Source organism: Barnesiella intestinihominis YIT 11860 (assembly GCF_000296465.1).
GTDB lineage: Bacteria > Bacteroidota > Bacteroidia > Bacteroidales > Barnesiellaceae > Barnesiella > Barnesiella intestinihominis.
On record NZ_JH815203.1, the window covers coordinates 767,317 to 786,310 of the forward strand.

General features: G+C 42.5%; 15 protein-coding genes and 1 tRNA gene. 11 read left to right on the plus strand and 5 right to left on the minus strand.

The window, feature by feature from the left end:
• Window positions 1-49 precede the first annotated feature (49 nt).
• A complete protein-coding gene (locus tag HMPREF9448_RS03175; protein WP_008861148.1) occupies window positions 50-2,065 on the minus strand; it encodes a glycoside hydrolase family 97 protein in 2,016 nt (671 codons plus the stop codon).
• A 184-nt stretch (window positions 2,066-2,249) separates the two neighbouring features.
• Between HMPREF9448_RS03175 and HMPREF9448_RS03180 the strand changes: the two genes are divergently transcribed.
• The 5 genes from HMPREF9448_RS03180 to HMPREF9448_RS03200 all read left to right on the plus strand — a co-directional run bounded on the left by HMPREF9448_RS03180 (window position 2,250) and on the right by HMPREF9448_RS03200 (window position 8,888).
• Window positions 2,250-2,696 carry a hypothetical protein gene (locus tag HMPREF9448_RS03180; RefSeq protein ID WP_008861149.1) on the plus strand — a complete coding sequence of 149 codons (447 nt, stop codon included), beginning with the start codon at window positions 2,250-2,252 and terminating at the stop codon, window positions 2,694-2,696.
• Window positions 2,697-2,801: 105 nt separating this feature from the next.
• Window positions 2,802-4,535, plus strand: coding sequence for a lysine--tRNA ligase (gene lysS, locus HMPREF9448_RS03185; RefSeq protein WP_008861150.1), 1,734 nt, complete (start codon window positions 2,802-2,804; stop codon window positions 4,533-4,535).
• A gap of 6 nt (window positions 4,536-4,541) precedes the next feature.
• A complete protein-coding gene (locus HMPREF9448_RS03190; RefSeq protein ID WP_008861151.1) occupies window positions 4,542-5,540 on the plus strand; it encodes an NAD(P)H-dependent glycerol-3-phosphate dehydrogenase in 999 nt (332 codons plus the stop codon).
• Between the two features lie 21 nt (window positions 5,541-5,561).
• Complete coding sequence (locus tag HMPREF9448_RS03195; protein ID WP_008861152.1) at window positions 5,562-6,905, plus strand: glucose-6-phosphate isomerase; 1,344 nt, start codon at window positions 5,562-5,564, stop codon at window positions 6,903-6,905.
• A 132-nt stretch (window positions 6,906-7,037) separates the two neighbouring features.
• Window positions 7,038-8,888: a hypothetical protein gene (locus HMPREF9448_RS03200; protein WP_008861153.1), complete on the plus strand. Its 1,851-nt coding sequence runs from the start codon at window positions 7,038-7,040 to the stop codon at window positions 8,886-8,888.
• A gap of 204 nt (window positions 8,889-9,092) precedes the next feature.
• Here HMPREF9448_RS03200 and HMPREF9448_RS03205 read toward each other — a convergent pair whose 3' ends face one another.
• The 3 genes from HMPREF9448_RS03205 to HMPREF9448_RS03215 all read right to left on the minus strand — a co-directional run bounded on the left by HMPREF9448_RS03205 (window position 9,093) and on the right by HMPREF9448_RS03215 (window position 13,778).
• Window positions 9,093-10,460 (minus strand): SusF/SusE family outer membrane protein, encoded by a 1,368-nt coding sequence (locus HMPREF9448_RS03205; RefSeq protein WP_008861154.1) that lies wholly within the window; start codon window positions 10,458-10,460, stop codon window positions 9,093-9,095.
• 15 nt (window positions 10,461-10,475) lie between these two features.
• Complete coding sequence (locus HMPREF9448_RS03210; RefSeq protein WP_008861155.1) at window positions 10,476-12,785, minus strand: glycoside hydrolase family 31 protein; 2,310 nt, start codon at window positions 12,783-12,785, stop codon at window positions 10,476-10,478.
• Between the two features lie 201 nt (window positions 12,786-12,986).
• Complete coding sequence (locus HMPREF9448_RS03215; RefSeq protein WP_008861156.1) at window positions 12,987-13,778, minus strand: hypothetical protein; 792 nt, start codon at window positions 13,776-13,778, stop codon at window positions 12,987-12,989.
• A gap of 348 nt (window positions 13,779-14,126) precedes the next feature.
• On the opposite strand from HMPREF9448_RS03215, the gene HMPREF9448_RS03220 reads away from it, so the two are divergent.
• From HMPREF9448_RS03220 to HMPREF9448_RS03230, 3 genes are all read left to right on the plus strand, one after another.
• The gene (locus HMPREF9448_RS03220) at window positions 14,127-14,864 is read left to right on the plus strand and encodes an HAD family hydrolase (RefSeq protein ID WP_008861157.1); all 738 of its coding nucleotides are present in this window, start codon (window positions 14,127-14,129) and stop codon (window positions 14,862-14,864) included.
• A gap of 10 nt (window positions 14,865-14,874) precedes the next feature.
• On the plus strand, window positions 14,875-15,933 hold the full coding sequence (gene aroB / locus HMPREF9448_RS03225) for a 3-dehydroquinate synthase (RefSeq protein WP_008861158.1): 1,059 nt from the start codon (window positions 14,875-14,877) through the stop codon (window positions 15,931-15,933).
• Window positions 15,934-16,049: 116 nt separating this feature from the next.
• Window positions 16,050-16,125: transfer RNA gene (locus tag HMPREF9448_RS03230), tRNA-Pro, on the plus strand.
• A gap of 206 nt (window positions 16,126-16,331) precedes the next feature.
• On the opposite strand, the gene HMPREF9448_RS14355 is transcribed toward HMPREF9448_RS03230, so the two are convergent.
• Window positions 16,332-16,454: a type II toxin-antitoxin system YoeB family toxin gene (locus HMPREF9448_RS14355; RefSeq protein WP_083855839.1), complete on the minus strand. Its 123-nt coding sequence runs from the start codon at window positions 16,452-16,454 to the stop codon at window positions 16,332-16,334.
• Between the two features lie 54 nt (window positions 16,455-16,508).
• On the opposite strand from HMPREF9448_RS14355, the gene HMPREF9448_RS03235 reads away from it, so the two are divergent.
• From HMPREF9448_RS03235 to HMPREF9448_RS03245, 3 genes are all read left to right on the plus strand, one after another.
• Complete coding sequence (locus tag HMPREF9448_RS03235; RefSeq protein WP_008861159.1) at window positions 16,509-17,378, plus strand: virulence RhuM family protein; 870 nt, start codon at window positions 16,509-16,511, stop codon at window positions 17,376-17,378.
• Window positions 17,375-17,659, plus strand: coding sequence for a hypothetical protein (locus HMPREF9448_RS03240; RefSeq protein WP_008861160.1), 285 nt, complete (start codon window positions 17,375-17,377; stop codon window positions 17,657-17,659). The genes HMPREF9448_RS03235 and HMPREF9448_RS03240 overlap by 4 nt, the downstream gene beginning before the upstream one ends.
• Window positions 17,660-18,071: 412 nt before the next feature.
• Window positions 18,072-18,986, plus strand: a complete 915-nt coding sequence (locus tag HMPREF9448_RS03245) for a TolB-like translocation protein (protein ID WP_008861161.1) — start codon at window positions 18,072-18,074, stop codon at window positions 18,984-18,986.
• The last annotated feature ends 8 nt before the right edge of the window (window positions 18,987-18,994 follow it).

Below are 18,994 nucleotides of genomic sequence, written 5' to 3' on the forward strand. Positions count from 1 at the left end.
AACAAGCGGAGCTTCGAGAAAAAGCTCCGCTTGTTGTATTTCATGCTATCTACCGTCTCTCAATACGGCCGGCAAAACCGCCACCGGGGAATAAAGTGACCTTCAACTGTCGGTCTTCGGGAACAGGCATTACTACCCGTTTATAATCGCAAGCGGCACGGTCGGCATTTATACCGTCCTTGAACAGCTCTATCTCATAAAAGCCCTCTTCTAAAAATGAGAGATCGACAATTATATCCCGTTTATCCCAGTTTGTCAAACCTCCTACGTACCACTCATCGCCCGAGCGCCTCGCCATTGTAATATATTCGCCCACTTTCCCGTCAAGCCCCAAAGTTTCGTCCCACACAGTCGGGATGCGGGCTATGAAAGCGGTACACTCCGGTTCCCTTCTGTAATTCGAAGGATTGTCGCACAACATATTCAACGGAGAATCAAAAATAACATACGTAGCCAACTGACGACAACGTGTGCCCTGACTCATCGGCTCACTATTCACCGGATTATAATTCTTCTTGATTGCATTGCGCATAGCTCCCTGCGTATAGTCCATAGGTCCGGCAAACTGACGAATAAAAGGAATCTGTACATCGTAAGTCACTTGGTCATATCCTTTCGGGCTCCATTTCAATTGTTCCAAACCATTCACGCCTTCATAGTTGATCACATTGGGCCATGTACGTTGCGCACCCGTAGGTTTGTACATTCCATGAAAATCCACCAACATATTATAACAGGCGCACAATTCCGAAGCCTCATTGATAAACCGCACCATCTCTTGGTCGTCCCTATCCATAAAATCTACTTTGAACCCTTTTATCCCCATATCGGCATAATGCTTCACGACATTTTCCATATCCCGATGGAAAGCCCAATATCCGGTCCAAAGAATCAAACCGACATTTTTCCCGTCGGCATACGTTACCAATTCAGGCAAATCTATTTCAGGAACGACCTGCATTAAATCGGCCTTTTTATTCACAGCCCACCCCTCGTCGAGAATCACATATTCTATCCCGTTCTCCGCAGCAAAATCGATATAATATTTATACGTCTCGTTATTGATTCCGGCACGAAAATCTACCCCGTAGAGATTCCACGCATTCCACCAATCCCAAGCCACCTTACCCGGTTTTATCCACGAAGTATCGGCGATACGCAAAGGTTTCCCCAAACGGAACACGATATCACTGGCGGCCAACTCTGCATCATTACCGGCAACGGCAATCACCCGCCACGGAAGCTGGGCATTGGCATCACGAGCAATATATTCTTCTCGGGAAGTAACAAACTTTTGTAACATGTTATGTCCCCCTTGAACCGTCGTTTTCGGGACCGGCGCAAAGTGCGACGCAAGGACCGGAGTATCGCCTCCACCCACCAAATACATACCCGGATAATTATCCAAGTCGGCTTCGGTTATACACACTTTCATTCCATGAGGCAACTCTACCAATACAGGAAGAAATAAAAGGCGCGACGATTTAAATTTGGTAATAGATTCATGTTCATAAGTATTCTCGAACGAGTTGATATACTGCGACTCGAAATCGCCATCGTCTCCACGTTTCACATAGCTAGCGTACATCGGATAATCGGCGGGAAATGTAAAATCGGCTTGTTCGTTATATACCGTATAAGGGATATTACTTTTATAGGTCAATCGATACGCTATTCCATCGTCATAAGCCCGCACGACCAACCCCTGTTTTCCCGATGTCAAAACCATCTGATTATAACGATCCTTCACTTGAAAACGTTTATAAACAGGAGCCGGAATCATCTCGTCTACAAAACTCCTGCGAACTTTGGGTTGTTTGGAATTCATGCCCCATAAAACTTTTGTTCGAGATTCGTTGTTTTCTTTTATCGTGATGGATATAGGAGACGGAGCCAAAACCTCTGTTTCTCCGGCAAACACGCTTAGAGTCGTCCCGGAATTCGTTACCGATACAACCGCTCTTAAATCTCCCGAGGGCGAAGCTACTTCATAATTTTTAGCTTGGGCCGCAAATACCGTCATGACCGCAATAAAAAGGGAAATGCACTTTTGGAAAATGTTCATAAGGTTAACTTTATTTTATTATTACTCTGTAAAATGCAATGATAAACAAAAGCAAAAATAACAAAATAGTCACATATCGAAAAGAAAAGAAACTTTTATTTCTCATTTTTTATAAACAAGACATGTATTCCTCGCTTCCCGATACGAAATTTGCCGTCGAAACATTTGAATACAATTTTAAATTATGGACGAACGCAATCTCATCAACGGCTCGCTCGTGTCGTATCTCTCTTGGGCCGCCGATTTTATCTCACCCATACGTTGGTTTCTATTAGCTGCATTCGCATTGGTTTTGGCCGACTTGAAATTCGGTATCGAAGCAGCACGGCATAGGGGCGAAACCATACGCAAAAGCAGGGCAATACGCCGAAGCGCAAACAAAATCATCGACTATCTTTGCTGGATACTGGTCGCCACGAGCTTTGGCGAAGCGTTCGGCACACCGTTCGGGATTCCCATATTACCGGCTCTCGTGCTGTTAGTGGTGTATGGCTGTGAAATCAATTCGTGTTTCAACAATTACTTCGAAGCCCGGGGAAGCAAACTGCGAATCAATATCTTCAAATGGTTAAAAAACAAGTCCGATATTATGGTTCCCTCCGACGATGAAAACGATACCACGAAAACATAAACTTTACATCGGGATAACAGTCGCTCGATAACAATAATTTACGCCAAACATAGCCGGATTAGCTCAAAGTTTTGTATTTTTGCGAAAATTTACAAACATATACCTATGAATATTCTCGACCTAAGCGAACAAGAGATCATTCGTCGTAACAGTCTCGACGAAATGCGCAAATTGGGCATAGAACCCTACCCTGCTGCCGAATATCCTGTAAACGCCTATTCTCAGGAAATAAAAAATAATTTCGTCGATGGTGCGGAAACTCCTCGTCAGGTAGCCATAGCCGGACGTATTATGAGTCGGCGTATCATGGGTAAAGCCTCATTCATCGAGTTGAAAGACTCGGAGGGCCGAATCCAAGTTTATATTTCGCGTGACGACCTCTGCCCGGGAGAAGATAAAGAATTATACAATACCGTATTCAAAAAGCTGCTCGACATCGGCGATTTCATCGGTATTCGCGGATTTGTATTCCGCACCCAAATGGGAGAAATAACGGTCCACGCACAAGAGCTGACAGTACTCGCCAAATCGATACGCCCCCTTCCCATCGTAAAGATGAAAGACGGGGTAGCCTACGACGCTTTCGAAGACCCCGAGCTCCGTTATCGTCAACGCTATGTAGACTTGGTGGTAAACGAAGGAGTAAAAAATATATTCATCAAACGGAACAAAGTGTACACCTCCATGCGGGAATATTTCAACTCTCGTGGATATCTGGAAGTCGAAACACCCATTCTGCAATCGATACCCGGAGGTGCGGCCGCCCGTCCGTTCATCACCCACCACAATGCACTCGACATACCTCTATATTTGCGTATCGCCGATGAATTATATTTGAAACGGCTGATTGTCGGAGGCTTCGAAGGAGTGTACGAATTTTCCAAAAACTTCCGCAACGAAGGCATGGACAGAACGCACAATCCGGAATTTACCTGTATGGAAATCTATGTCTCTTACAAGGACTACAACTGGATGATGGATTTCACCGAAAAAATGTTAGAAAAAATCTGTCTCGACGTAAACGGTACTACCGAAGTCAAAGTCGGTGAAAACACGATCAATTTCAAAACTCCGTTCAAGCGTATCACTATGCTCGACGCCATCAAGGAACACACGGGTATCGACATCAGCGGCATGGACGAAGCACAATTGCGCGAAGTTTGCAAAAAAATCGGGGTCGAGGTCGACGAAACAATGGGCAAAGGAAAAATCATCGACGAAATATTCGGCGAGAAATGCGAAGGCCATTACATACAGCCCACCTTTATCACCGATTATCCCATCGAAATGTCGCCGCTTACCAAACGTCATCGGAACAACCCCGAACTGACCGAACGTTTCGAACTAATGGTAAATGGGAAAGAACTCTGTAATGCCTACTCCGAGTTGAACGACCCCATCGACCAACGGTTGCGTTTCGAAGAACAACTCCGCCTCTCCGAAAAAGGAGACGACGAAGCCATGTTCATCGATAATGACTTTATCCGGGCTCTCGAATACGGCATGCCTCCCACATCGGGTATGGGAATAGGTATGGACCGGCTCGTCATGCTCATGACCGGACAAACCACCATACAAGAAGTTCTCCTCTTCCCGCAAATGCGCCCCGAGAAAGTTCAAAAACGAGATAACGAAGCGGCCTATACCACCATAAACATTCCTGCCGAATGGGTCGCACCCATTCAAAAAGCAGGATACCTCACCGTAGCAGACGTAGCAGAAGCCAATCCGAACAAAATGCATCAAGAAATCTGTGGCATTAACAAAAAATACAAGCTCGAACTGGCTAACCCCACGATCGACGATGTAAAAGAATGGGTAGAAAACGCAAAACGATAATCGACCATGCCTATACCCGGTAAAATAGCGATCATGGGAGGTGGCAGTTGGGCGACAGCTTTGGCAAAGCTGGCGCTTAATAATGCCGATAATATCCTATGGTACATGCGTCGAGACGACCGTATCGCCGATTTCAAACAAACAGGTCACAATCCTGTATATTTGTCCGATGTCACATTCGACACATCTCGAATACATTTCAGTTCCGACATCAACGAAATCGCCGATGCGGCCGACACATTGCTCTTGGTGACTCCATCGCCCTACATGAAGTCCCATTTAAAGAAACTGTCGGCCGACATCAGTAAAAAATTTGTCGTGACAGCGATAAAAGGAATCGTTCCCGACGAAAATATGATCGTCACCGAATACCTGCAAAATTTCTATCACGTGCCGGAATCCCACTTGGCCGTAATCGGGGGGCCATGCCATGCCGAGGAAGTAGCGCTCGAACGGCTCTCCTATCTCACCATCGGGTGTAACGATCTGCAAAAAGCGAGAAGTTTCGCCGACATATTGGCGAGTCCCAAGCTGAAAACCATTATCTCCTCCGATGTAAAAGGTATTGAATATTCTGCCGTATTAAAAAACGTCTATGCCATAGCCGCCGGGATTTGTCATGGTATGAAGAGCGGAGATAATTTTCAAGCTATGCTCGTATCCAACGCCTTGAACGAAATGGACCGTTTTTTACAAGCAGTCTCCCCATGCCGGGACAGAAACATCAGCGACTCGGTATATTTGGGAGACCTTTTGGTTACCGCCTATTCCCGGTTCAGCCGCAATCACAATTTCGGATCCATGATAGGACGTGGTTACTCCGTCAGCGCCGCAAAAATGGAAATGGAGATGATTGCCGAAGGATATTTCGGCACGAAGTGTATTTACGAAATAAACGAACGATACAAGGTGAACATGCCCATACTGCAATGTGTTTATGATATACTCTACAAAAAAGTATTGCCCCGGCACGCCATCGAAAGTATATATGATACATTTCTGTAATACAACTAATATAGTGAAACTATGAAATCAATCGAATTGAACATTGAAAAAGCATTAGGCACTGTATCCAAAAGCGATGTATTCGCATTGGAAGACAAAGCGAAAAGCGGCATGGAAATGCTGCACAAAGGTACGGGTAAAGGAAATGACTTTTTAGGGTGGCTGCATCTACCCTCCGAAATAACAGAAGCCCATTTAGCAGACCTCGAAGCTGCTGCAAAACAATTGAAAGACCGTTGCGAAATAGTAGTAGTCATTGGTATCGGAGGTAGCTACCTCGGGGCCAAAGCTGTTATCGAGGCTCTATCCGACTCATTCGAATTTCTTCGCTCGGAACATAAAAATCCGCTCGTACTGTTTGCCGGACACAACATCGGCGAAGACTATTTGTTTGAACTGCAAACCCTCCTGAAAAATAAATCTTTTGGCATCGTCGTCATTTCAAAATCGGGAACGACAACAGAACCCGCCATTGCTTTCCGATTGTTGAAAGAACAGCTCGAAGCACAAGTAGGAAAAGACGAAGCCAAACATCGCATCATCGCCATAACCGATGCAAAAAAAGGTGCATTGCGTAAACTGGCCGACAACGTAGGATACAAAACTTTTGTCATTGCCGACAACGTAGGAGGCCGTTTCTCGGTACTCACTCCCGTAGGACTATTGCCTATCGCCATAGCCGGATTCGACATCAGAACGCTGGTTTCCGGAGCGGTAGCTATGGAAAAAGCGTGTGGAGAAGATATTCCTTTCGAGAAAAACCCCGCAGCGATTTATGCTGCCACCCGAAATGCTTTATATCAAAGCGGAAAGAAAATAGAAATCCTCGTCAACTTCAATCCTAAATTACACTTCTTCGCAGAATGGTGGAAACAACTCTACGGAGAAAGCGAAGGAAAAGAAAACCTCGGAATCTATCCGGCGTCTGTCGACTTCACGACCGATTTACATTCGATGGGACAATGGATTCAGGAAGGTGAAAGAACCATCTTCGAAACCGTTCTTTCGGTTGCCCAAATGAAACATACGGTAAATATCCCTTCCGACAAGGATAATCTGGACGGGCTGAATTTCCTGTCGGGAAAGAGAGTGGACGAAGTAAACAAAATGGCCGAACTTGGGACTCAAATAGCTCACGTAGATGGCGGAGTCCCCAACCTTAAAATAGAAATACCCGAATTATCGGAGCTCTATTTGGGACAACTGATTTACTTCTTCGAAAAAGCCTGCGGCATTAGCGGTTATATTTTGGGCGTAAACCCGTTTAACCAACCGGGAGTCGAAGCATACAAACGCAATATGTTCGCTTTGCTCAATAAACCCGGTTACGAAGAAGAAAGTAAAGCCATACAAGCTCGTATCTAATTAAACATAACGTAAATGTAGGAACAGCCTGCCGAAAAATTCGGCAGGCTGTTCTTTTAAAATATCTTATCAAATAAATTTTTCTATATATTTTTAATATCTTTACTCCCTATAAAACATAACCCTTAGATCATGAGAAGATTAGCTACTCTTATTTTATCGTTATGGGGAATTGCACTCTCCCATGCCGCTCTTGAAGTCCCCAAAGCTCTACCCGCAACCGATATTACTGAAAATTCCTTTACCGCAAACTGGCAATCTGTATCTCAGGCTTCGGCTTACAATTTGAATGTTTTTGCCTATAAAATGGAAGATTGCGGGACAGAAACAGTAAAAGTCACAGAAAGTTTTGAGGGATTAGTGCCTCGTTCTTCCGGGTCAAAACGAAATAAATACATAGACTCTAACCTATCCGTATTCCCCGAAAATTGGAAAATCGACGTGAATACCGGCTCTATTCGCCAATTATATACGACCAATGTCGCCGGAGATACCACATCTGTTTATTCGGGGAAAATAGCTCTTGCATTCGATGCCACAGGCGATTCGATTGTTACCCCTGTATTACCGGCTCCCGCCTCGAAATTTTCGTTTTGGATAAAAAACGCCAATGCCACCGGAACAGTCGCAGTTTACGGATTTGACGGCTTTCAATGGCACTCTCTCGGTGAAGCCTCAACAATTAGTTATCGAAGTGGGGGAATAGCCGATTTTTCCGCCAATATCCCGGTGGGGTGTATTCAGTTCAAAATGATTTATACCGATGAAAATCCAGATCTAAACAGTCCCACGGCTATTGACGAAATAAGTTATACTTATGGCGGTATCGTAAAAACACGGGATTATCTTGTCGAAAACAAACGAATCACAGAAACGTCAGCTCCCGTAACCGGACTCAAAGACAATACCGATTATTTTTACACGGTAAAAAGCACCAACGGCTCTGAAACTTCTTTGGAATCAAATATGATTGATGTATTCGGATATGCAGGTTCCCTTTCCAAACCTGTACTCAAAGAATTCACCGATATTAAAGGGGGGCAATATACAGCCAACTGGAACACAGTCATCGGGTCCAACGGATATGTCGTTTACAATGTTTATACCCACATTGCCCAAAGAGACGAAACAAAAACCATTCTCCACGAAAATTTCGATGCTTTTACGGGAGGCACGATCGATCTTCCGGCAGAAGACGACGGTACAACGAATTACGACGAATATACAACGGTCCCTGACTGGTCTGTTAATTTCGGATGCTGGACGGAAGGCATGCTCAGTGGTATCAATATTCAGACCCCCGTCATCAGCACAACCAATACAAATGGTTGTACAGTCAACGTACGAGTATATGGAGCCAAAGGAGACAAAATCGACTTTAACAACTACTACTCACAAGGTACTCCCGAGAAAATAACCAAATTTCTCACACAAGAAGGCTATAATAATTTGACAATAGACTTTAAGCATAGCAGTGAACAAATGTATATCGAATTATATTTCAGGCAACTCGATTATACCAAAGAAATCTATCTCGACGAATTCACAATGACTCAAACTCTTTCAAAGGGAGACCGGTTTAGCTATAACTACGATTATACCCTCGTCGAAGGCCGCAGGACGAACAGTTACACTTTTACAGATCTACCCAAAGCATGGGGTGACCAATTTGCATTTCGCATGAGTGCCTATGCAGTAGTGGGCGACGATCTTTACCAATCTCAATGGACAGAACTGACAGAAGTTCCCGTTCCCTCGAATATAGACAATACCCGTCGAGAAAACCAAGAGATCAAGGTTATTTCCTATCCCGGCAACACAATTATACGACTTCTTGTACCCCAAGAAATTATCATCAGCGACCTACAAGGTCGAATCGTAGCCCAAGTTCAAGGTGTTGAGGGAGATAACTCCATCTCATTGAAGCAAGGGATTTATTTGTTGCGATGTGGTAACCATTGTCAAAAATTTATCTGTCGATAACGAAGAAACGAGCAAAACGAAAATCGGATTCAACATTTAGTCGATATAATTAAAACGTTCACATTTAAAATAAAACGAGATTACCTCCAAAAGATAATCTCGTTTTATTTTTATTTCAACAGCCCGATTACTTTAAAATCCCGATAGCGGAACACAGGCTCGTGTCGATTAACTATTATAACAAATTCCAATCTAAGTCCAGATTCAATCAACAAAAACTTTGAACTCGGCAACTTGCGTACCATCTTCACGGTGAAGGACTACGATATAATAACCACGAGAGAGGCTAATGTCCGTACCACCTATAAAAACATCTTCCGAGACGAGACACCCATCAAGGGCAAATACACGAACCTGCAACTGTAAATTGTTTTTACTTCGCAAGAAAAGCGTATTATCCGAACTATAATAGATCAACTCGCCAGATGTTTTAATCGATTCAACGCCACTGCCTTCCGTTTCTTCATTATCCACCCTCAATTTCATTCGGTTAAGGTCGAGCGTCAGAATACAATGATTTGTCTTGGGAAGCACAAACTTATAGTCATTTCCCTCCTCAAACGAATTATACTCATAAATAACATCATGTTCCTCGCCAAAACGAATAGGTTCATCTTTTGTCCTAGCCACATAACAACGTTCCCAAGTTCCTCTTCTACGAAGGAATTTGAAATCGCCGGCCTCTACATCTCCTTCCCAACGATATACACCCTCTGCGATCGGGGTCATCACCATAGGATGGGCATTATCCCAACCACAAGGCATAGCCGCTCCAACAGCAAAAACCGAAAGAGGAAATGGATTCTCTACCAAATCCGGTTCAAACTTTTCGACGGTAAGTGTAAGATTGAGTAAATCGACTTTCAATTCATAATATCCATCTCCACTTCGGTCAGCCGGAATAGTCCACTTATTATCCTCTCCATTCAAACGCATTTTCAAAGGTTGTCCCACCTTTCCCGAAATAGAAAAATCTCCACTCGATGCAGGGTGATATTTATCGTCCCAGCTCAATCGTTTCAAAAACATGAAACTACCGCACTCGTCACCCTCATCGTTATAGCGCATGACACCCTTATAATAGAAAATATAAGGATATGTCCGATCCACTTCTAAGGCTTTGGCATCCTGAAACTTCCAAAATTGAATCTCTCGATTAAACGGGCCTCCTATGATATACAAGTTTTTAGGCAATTCGAGCCGTTCAGCCTTCAAACTTTTTGCATTACCATCGACTGTAAGGGTCAATCTATATACATCGGTCTCGCTCGCATACCGGATACACAACCCTCGCTCGTCTTCACCGGCCTCTCGCAAAGGTATAGAATCGCCCAAAGGATTATTACTACCACATTCATGGACATACTCCGTTATACCATCGGTCAATTTAAACAAAACTTCCGGCAAGCCACCCACGTAAACAAACTCCTTTCCATCGTCTCCCACCGGAGAAAGCACGACGGGAATCTTTAATTCAGCCGTATCTCCAACAAGCCGCCAATCTGCTCTCGCAGTTAGAACAAATCCAAACAAGAGAAGTAAAACGGCCATATTCTTGCAAAATCTTTTCATATTTTTCTCTTTTTATTATTCAATGATTACGGTTATAGCTGAACTGCATGCTCTTTTCGGTACGGAGATCACGATCTTTTTACCCTCGGCATCATACTCATAGACAGCATGCGTTCCATCGGAAAAAGTGACCTTTGTCGGAGCCTCGTTCCGAGCCAAAAATTCAAGACGATAAGCCCGTTCTTCCGGCATATCGTCGAATGATCCGGTACGAGGATAAATAGTACAAGAGGTTCTTCCGTCCTCGGTATTTTGCGTAATTCTTGTAAATGTACAAGCTGTTTGATAATCAGCGTTGTTTCCGGCATCCTCATAATAATTAAATTCGCCTCTGGCTCCGGGTGTAAACTGCAAAGTGAGTGTTTCAGGCCGTTTTTTCAGGTGCATCATACGAGGATAAAGCGGAATGATAGCACCCTCGCGATAATAATAAGGAATCTGTTCACGAGTGAACGAACGAGTAACGACCGAACCACCGTCGATTAACTCACCCGTCATCACTTCATACCACTTGCCCTCAGGTAGCCAAATATCTTTTTCACTGACATTCGTTCCTTTATCCGACGAAGTGACGGGGGCTACGAGTATATCGTTTCCAAACATATACTGTCCCTCATAACGGTAAGCCTCATCTGCTTCGGGATAATCATAATACATAGGACGACACATGCCCACTCCCGTATCGTACGACCAACGTGCCATCGTATAAATATAAGGTATCAAAGCATAACGCAAATAAATGGCATCACGCATCTGCTCAAAATTAGCATATTTCCAAATGCGACGTTCGATATGGCCGGCAGCCGTAGCATGTGTACGCAATATAGGAGAGAAGACCCCGTATTGAATCCACCGCAAATACAACTCGGCATCGTTGGCTCCCTCCTGATTATGACCTCCTATATCATGACTCCAATAACCATAACCGACATTAGATGCGGTAGCTGTAAAATAGGGCTGAAAAGCCAACGAAGAAAAAGTCGCTTCCGAGTCTCCCGAAAAACCGATAGGATAACGATGATTACCCAACCCACCCCAACGATGAAAGATAAACGGCCGATTTTTTGCCTGCAATTTTTTATCGTTGAAAAACACATGATTCAACCAAAAAGTATTACCTAAATTCGGTTCATTCTGCGCAATCATCCACTGTTGCCAATCGACCCACCAAAAATCGACACCGATATTTTCATGAGGCCGTAAAATATGTTCGAAAAAGGCCTTGTAGAAATCCTTGTTTTCGATATTCCAACGAATGGTACCGTCTTCGTTAGTCAGACTATCGGCCTTTATATCGGAATAACGTCCGGCCAAATCGGCATACAAAGCATCATAATTATCCTCTTTTGGGAAAACACCATCGGCCGGATGCAAATTAAGTGTCGTATTCAAATTTTGTTCATCGTGCAACCAAGAGATAAAACCGGCAGGATCGGGGAAAAGAGCTTTATTCCAACTCCAACCGGTCCACTCGGTTCCATCGGTAGAACCGGTCTTACCATTACGATGCCAATCCATATCTATAACGAGTACATCCATAGGAATATCACGCGAACGTATTTCATTTACAATATCGCGCATATCTTGCTCGGTATAACGTTGAAACTTAGAGTACCAATATCCAAATACATAAAGCGGAGGCAACGGAATCTTACCGGCTATCTTGGTGAAATCGCCAAGAGCCTTTTTATAATCATGCCCATAACCCATGAAATACATATCAAGAGCGGCGGTATCCTTACGTTGAGCGACCCAATCCATACCCCCATTCGTATCTCTCTCGAACATAAGACTCAGACTACCGTCTTTGCGAGGTTCTCGTTCATCGATCACAGCCCAACCAACACGAGAAAGTAACCCATTCTCCAACCATTCACGCACATCGCCCTCTGCTCTATCCAAAGTTCTAGTCGTTCCTTTCAGATTATACGGGTCTTGTTTCCCAGGATACCACACCTCTTCGACCCCGTTCACATCGAGTGTAATTTGTAAATTAGGATTACAACGATCATTGCTTACCGGATATGTACCCAGTTTATAACGCAGTTCCAGTTTATCGGTTGTAAGATAAAGATATCCGTCACGTTCCTCTTGGGTAAAATTCGGAACCGGAAGATGGCGATTAATGACTACAAAGGACGCGCGATCCTCAAACTGCAATTTCGCACTATATTCTATACGAATCATTTCGGGAGTCAACACCGTAAAGCGCATGTTACCCGACTTCACAATAGCCTTTTCATCGGCCATCGAATTATCCTGCGCCCCGACAGTACACGCAATGAAAAGTCCCAAAATACTTAGGAGTACATGTTTTTTAATCATAAATACATAAATTTTTAATAGAAAGATTAAAGTCGTTCTACCATTATGACACAAAAAATACACATACCCCCTACATACCTGAAAAATTTTTGCTTTTACATGTTTTGTTATACGATATCGATAATATTTTGAATCGAATAAAAAAGGAAAGGGCTACAAAATGTAGCCCTTTCCTTTTTTATTTTTAAACCATTCTATTTATTATTCCGCTTCATACTCTATGGCGTCGCTTTCTGTATCATCGTCTTCCAACGCCTGAGCATCCGTTAAGATGGTTTTCACAAAGGTTGGTTTCTCATTAAACAAAACGATAGCAGATTGATTCCCGTCCGGAGTAATAAACTCTACCTGAGCAGCAACACCCAAAACCTCAGTCGTATCACGACCGACATAGCGAGCGATTAAATCATACGATTGTATATAATCGTCTACATTCGTGGCGACAAATTGATCATAAGCCGATTTGGCGGTCTCATATTCTCGAATATACGAAAAGTCCCTATCCTTGTCAAATTTTACATAAGCTTCATGATCTTTGGGCAAACGCTCCATAGCCTGTTTATATCCTTCTATTTTCGAAGCATAATTACGGTCATTCCCATGTGAACGCATAGCCTCTTTCAATTTTCGTTCATAATCGGCACGACGAGCAAACTGGCTGTTCTCATCGAGTTTATAATTATGTTCCGCTACCTCCATCTCATATTTCAAACGTTGTTCGGTAGAAACGTAGCTATCGATAGCCTCTTGACGACCGGCTCGAAGACTATCGGCAACGGTCACTTCATGGAGAATTTCTACTTGAATCGAATCGACTTTCTCTGCGGATAAGTTTTCATCGGCCGATAGAACCCACGTTCCAGACTTCAACTCCGATTTTACATATTCTTTAAATGCACCGACATAATCTCCATCGGCTACTCCACCCCCACAGGCACATAAAACAGCACCCATTGCACACACCGGAATCCATTTACATAATAGTCTCTTCATATCCTTATAACTTTATTTTATTTCAAAAAGCAGAAAAAACAAATCTTGATAATATCGAAATACAATCCATTTCCATATTTGCGACAAAAATAGTACAAGCCCAACGCAGAAACAAGTTTGATTAGTAATGCCGAAACTCGACCTATTCTCGTATCTATTGCAAAAATAATGGATTATCACAGAATACAAACATTTATGCCTTAATTTTACATCTTGTTAAATTTTTAACAAACCAGAAATAAACCCAATATCCAATCTCAAACAAAATAAAAGTCTTTCAACATCACTTCTTTGGCTAATTATCTCAAAAGCTCTATTTTTGTAGAATAAAACAAGAAACACGACATTTTGGAAAATATCGCTATTAAAAACTATCTTTTACAGCACAACGTGCCTTGCATTACTCCTAAGGCCGCGCTTATCGATATGGACGGAGTTCTCTACGACTCGATGAAAAATCATGTCGAAGCTTGGTATCGTACACTCACCCCTATGGGATTCAAATGTTCCAAAGATGAATTTTATCTATACGAAGGACGAACAGGAGCCAGTACAATTAAATACTTGTTCGACAAACATTTCGGGAAACAGGTGTCCGATGACGAGTGTGCCGAGATTTATAAAATCAAGGAAAAACATTTCAACGCGTTGGAAAAAATCGTCCCCATGCCGGGAGCCGACCTCATGCTGCAACGAATCATCGGTAACGGCATACGCCCTGTACTGGTCACAGGTTCGGGACAAGGTTCTCTCTTAGATCGGTTAGACCACGATTATCCCGGTGTATTCGAACAGCAATATAAGGTGACGGCATATGACGTAAAGATTGGGAAGCCGAGTCCCGAACCCTATTTAATGGGACTTTCCAAAGCCGGAGTCAAAGCGAACGAAGCGATTGTCATCGAAAACGCACCCTTAGGGGTAGTCTCCGGTACGGCAGCACAAATATTTACCATAGCAGTCAACACAGGCCCCATTCCGGCACAGGCACTCATCGAAGCCGGAGCCGATATGGTTTTCCCGTCCATGCCCGATTTCGCCAATCATGTCGACGAACTTATACACACGCTAAAAATCACCCGATAATATCATCTGTATGGAGTCGCAAAAAATCATATTCACAGCCACACCCGGCGAGACCCTTAAAAATATGCTCGAAAACTTTTCTTTCGATACCCTTTTTATACTCTGCGACACACATACCCAAAAATTCGCCCTACCCGAAATATCGAAAAACATATCCACACAAGCCCAATATATTACGATCGAAGCCGGCGACACCTATAAAACACTCCAAACACTCGTTCACGTATGGAACGAACTGAGCCACAAGGGAGCCAGCAGAAAATCGCTTCTTATCAACTTGGGAGGAGGTATGGTCACCGACTTGGGAGGTTTCGCCGCAGCCTGTTTCAAAAGAGGAATCCGTTTCATCAATATCCCCACAACCCTATTAGGAGCAGTAGATGCCGCCGTAGGAGGAAAAACAGGAATAAATTTCAACGGATTGAAAAATGAAATAGGAGCCTTTCGCCCGGCCGATACGGTCATCGTCTCTACACAATTCTTTCAGACACTGCCACAGAACGAATTATTGTCGGGATACGCCGAAATGTTAAAACACGGACTTATCGACAATCCAGCCACCTACCGTTCATTGCTCGATTTCGACTTGTCCATGCCCAATTGGGAAAAACTTCTGCCACTGCTCAAAGAATCGATACAAGTCAAAGAACGTATCGTCGCCGAAGATCCCTTTGAAAAAGGAATACGCAAAGCCTTGAATTTAGGTCATACCATCGGCCATGCATTCGAGAGCCTTTCACACAAGCGGGAAACTCCCATACCTCACGGATTCGCCGTGGCTTGGGGATTCATATGCGAATTACTACTCTCCCACCGTTATCTGAAATTTCCGTCCGAAACAATCTCCGAATTGGCAGCATACATCTATCGCCATTACAGAGCATTTCCCATTACCTGTAAGGACTACGAAACACTCTACGAGTTGATGACCCACGACAAAAAAAACGAAGCCGGATACATCAACTTCACATTATTACAAACCATCGGCAAACCGGTCATCGACTGTCACGTCGATAAGGAAGAAATATTCGTAGCATTCGACCTATACCGCGACCTATTTAAATTATAACCCCTACCGACTCTCTTGCAAGCAATTAGGAAATTTCGAAGAAAAACAGGAGTAAAAAAGTTGTTCAAAATTTTGTCAGTATAGAAAATACCACTACTTTTGCACTACCAATTCAGCGGGGTGTAGCTCAGCCCGGTTTAGAGTACGCGTCTGGGGGGCGTGTGGTCGCAAGTTCGAATCTTGTCACCCCGACTGATTTATAAAAACACTGATAATTAATTATCAGTGTTTTTCTTTTTATATCCAGTCTTAAAAATATGGACCTAATAGGCAAATGGTAGGCCGGTAATCGCATTAATAGACATTCATACAGGTTTTGATTCCGAAAAAAATAGACACTGCTAATCGTCAAGTCATTGATTTTGACAATATAAAAGCAAAATAGAATTTCTATAAATTTACTTTGCATAATAGTATCTCATGGAGACAAAAACGGTCACAATATCATCATGAACCGTGTAGATAATACGATGTTCGGAATTGATACGACGAGACCAATACCCGGTGAACTCATATCTCAGAAGTTCATCACTGTTTTTTAATTATTTATGTACATTTGCAAAAACTATTCAGAGATGGAACAAAAGAGTGAAATCGTATTATATCAACCAGAAGGTTCTGTAAGTCTGGAAGTCCGTTTAGAAAATGAGACCGTATGGCTGACACAACAACAGATATCTGAACTGTTCGGAACAGGGAGGCAAGCTATAACCAAACATCTAAAAAACATCTTTGCCAGTAATGAGTTAGACGAAAATTCAGTATGTTCCATTTTGGAACTAACTGCCGCAGATGGAAAAAACTATAAAACAAAAGTCTATAACTTAGATGCTATTCTATCGGTAGGCTATCGTGTAAATTCAAAAAACGCTACACTTTTCAGACGTTGGGCAAATTCTGTTCTAAAAGATTATATGTTGAAAGGTTATTCCTTAAACCATCGGTTTGAAAGATTGGAAGACAAAATCGATACCCGTTTCCAAAGATATGACTCCGAAATACAAAGGCTCAGTAACCAAGTAGATTTTTTTGTCCGCCATTCCTTACCGCCGATAGAGGGAATATTTTTTGCCGGCCAGATATTCGACGCCTACAAATTCGTTTGCGATCTTGTCAAGTCAGCCCGAAAGAGTATCGTCCTTTTCGACAACTACATAGACGAGTCTGTCTTGACTTTATTCGGGAAACGAGGAAAATCGGTATCGGTGGTGATTTATACGGATAAAATCACTCCGCAATTAGAGCTCGACATCAAGCGATTCAACGCTCAATATTCGCCTGTAAAGGTCAAGTTATACACAAAGGCGCACGATCGGTTCCTAATCATCGATGGGGAAATCTACCATATAGGCGCTTCGCTGAAAGACTTGGGAAAGAAACTTTTCGCCTTCTCGAAAATATCGGCTATTCCGCCCGAAATCATATATAAACAAATTGACTCGTGAACGTTATGCGACCTCGTACCGATAAAATAGAAATCTCCGGTAATCTGCTTACAGGGGTATTCCACATCTACATCTTCAAACAAGATAATACCTATATCGCCTATTGTCCTTCCATCGATTTAGCCGTCTCCGGGAACAGCATACGAAATGCGGAAGAGTCCTTCCAAGAATCCGTGTCGATACATCTCGATTATCAGATAAAGAATAAAGTACTCTTGAAGGACTTGAAAAAGCACAAATGGAAAGTCCGATATCTTATTAAAAACAAGAAAAGCCGGTGATTGACCGGCTTTTTCATTTTTATACTTCGGTAGTTACGTTAAATACATTCTTGTTACCCGACCGACTTCAATCCAATCAAAGTTAGAAATTCAATACAACAAGGGAAATTTATCACCAACAAAAAATAATTGCTAATAATTATTTCGATTATTCCCGATAATTAGTATTATAATAATAAAGCCAAACAAACATCTAATTATCAATATTTTACAAGAACCACAAATCTTATTTCCATTTATTTTTCATTACAATTTTAAATATATTATATTTTAGAATCATTTTTTATATACTTAAATAATGAATATAAAATAAAAATATCTACATTTGAAAACCTGAAATAAACACAAAGACTCAAAATATACTCGAATTATCCTTAATAATCCATTATTTACCTATATAATTTTAATCATTATGAGAAAAACATTTCTAGGAGTACTCGTTTTTATGAGTCAGTTGATTTTTGCCCAAGGAATTGAGGTAATCAGTACCAAAGCCCTTACACTCGACGGGCAAGGAGTATTTCTCCCGAAGATAAGTCCGAAGGGGGATTGCGTTCTAGTAACCAACGAAGACATGAGCGGTCTGAAAAAATTTGATCTTGCAACCGGGAAATTGACGACCATTACCAATGACCGAAGTGCTGGGTTTAATGCCCAATTTTCCGAAGACGGCTCTACCGTAATTTATAGAAAGAGTGAATATAAAGGGAAACTTCGCTACTCATCATTAAACAGTGTAAATCTACAAACCGGGAAAACAGAACAACTAGTAAAACCTACCCGAAATCTAGAAGGTGTGACTGTGAAAGGAGGTACGGTTCTCGCTGTAAATAATGGCAAACTTATTTCTAAACGGATTGCCGGTAAAAAGCTGAAAAACCTCCCAGCTATCCCAAGTATTAAGAACAGCCAGCTTTACGTTACAATCGATGGAAAAACAAAGCAACTTTCTCCCAACGGAACGAATGTAGGATATTTATGGCCATCGGTTTCTCCCGATGGGGGAAAACTTCTCTATTATGTCATTGACGAAGCGAAAGCATACGTCTGCAATATAGATGGAACAAATCCGGTTTCTTTGGGGACATTGCGTGCGCCGGTCTGGTTAGGTAACGATTGGGTTGTAGGCATGGTAGATTATGATAACGGGGAAATCGTTACTTACTCCCAAATATTCGCCGTTACGTCACAAGGCACTCATCGCACGGCATTGACAGATCAATCAAAAATCTGCATGTACCCTTCTGCATCCGACGATGCTTCTAAAATCGTCTATACGACACAAAATGGAGAGATATTTTTAATGAATGTAGCAACCTCAAAATAATTAATCAC

Coding starts and splice junctions, on each gene's coding strand:
- HMPREF9448_RS03215 (WP_008861156.1), bottom strand. CDS start 13,778: ATGAAGAGACTATTATGTAAATGGATTCCGGTGTGTGCAATGGGTGCT.
- HMPREF9448_RS03190 (WP_008861151.1), top strand. CDS start 4,542: ATGCCTATACCCGGTAAAATAGCGATCATGGGAGGTGGCAGTTGGGCG.
- HMPREF9448_RS03195 (WP_008861152.1), top strand. CDS start 5,562: ATGAAATCAATCGAATTGAACATTGAAAAAGCATTAGGCACTGTATCC.
- HMPREF9448_RS03205 (WP_008861154.1), bottom strand. CDS start 10,460: ATGAAAAGATTTTGCAAGAATATGGCCGTTTTACTTCTCTTGTTTGGA.
- HMPREF9448_RS03175 (WP_008861148.1), bottom strand. CDS start 2,065: ATGAACATTTTCCAAAAGTGCATTTCCCTTTTTATTGCGGTCATGACG.
- lysS (WP_008861150.1), top strand. CDS start 2,802: ATGAATATTCTCGACCTAAGCGAACAAGAGATCATTCGTCGTAACAGT.
- HMPREF9448_RS03180 (WP_008861149.1), top strand. CDS start 2,250: ATGGACGAACGCAATCTCATCAACGGCTCGCTCGTGTCGTATCTCTCT.
- HMPREF9448_RS03200 (WP_008861153.1), top strand. CDS start 7,038: ATGAGAAGATTAGCTACTCTTATTTTATCGTTATGGGGAATTGCACTC.
- HMPREF9448_RS03235 (WP_008861159.1), top strand. CDS start 16,509: ATGGAACAAAAGAGTGAAATCGTATTATATCAACCAGAAGGTTCTGTA.
- HMPREF9448_RS03210 (WP_008861155.1), bottom strand. CDS start 12,785: ATGATTAAAAAACATGTACTCCTAAGTATTTTGGGACTTTTCATTGCG.
- HMPREF9448_RS03245 (WP_008861161.1), top strand. CDS start 18,072: ATGAGAAAAACATTTCTAGGAGTACTCGTTTTTATGAGTCAGTTGATT.
- aroB (WP_008861158.1), top strand. CDS start 14,875: ATGGAGTCGCAAAAAATCATATTCACAGCCACACCCGGCGAGACCCTT.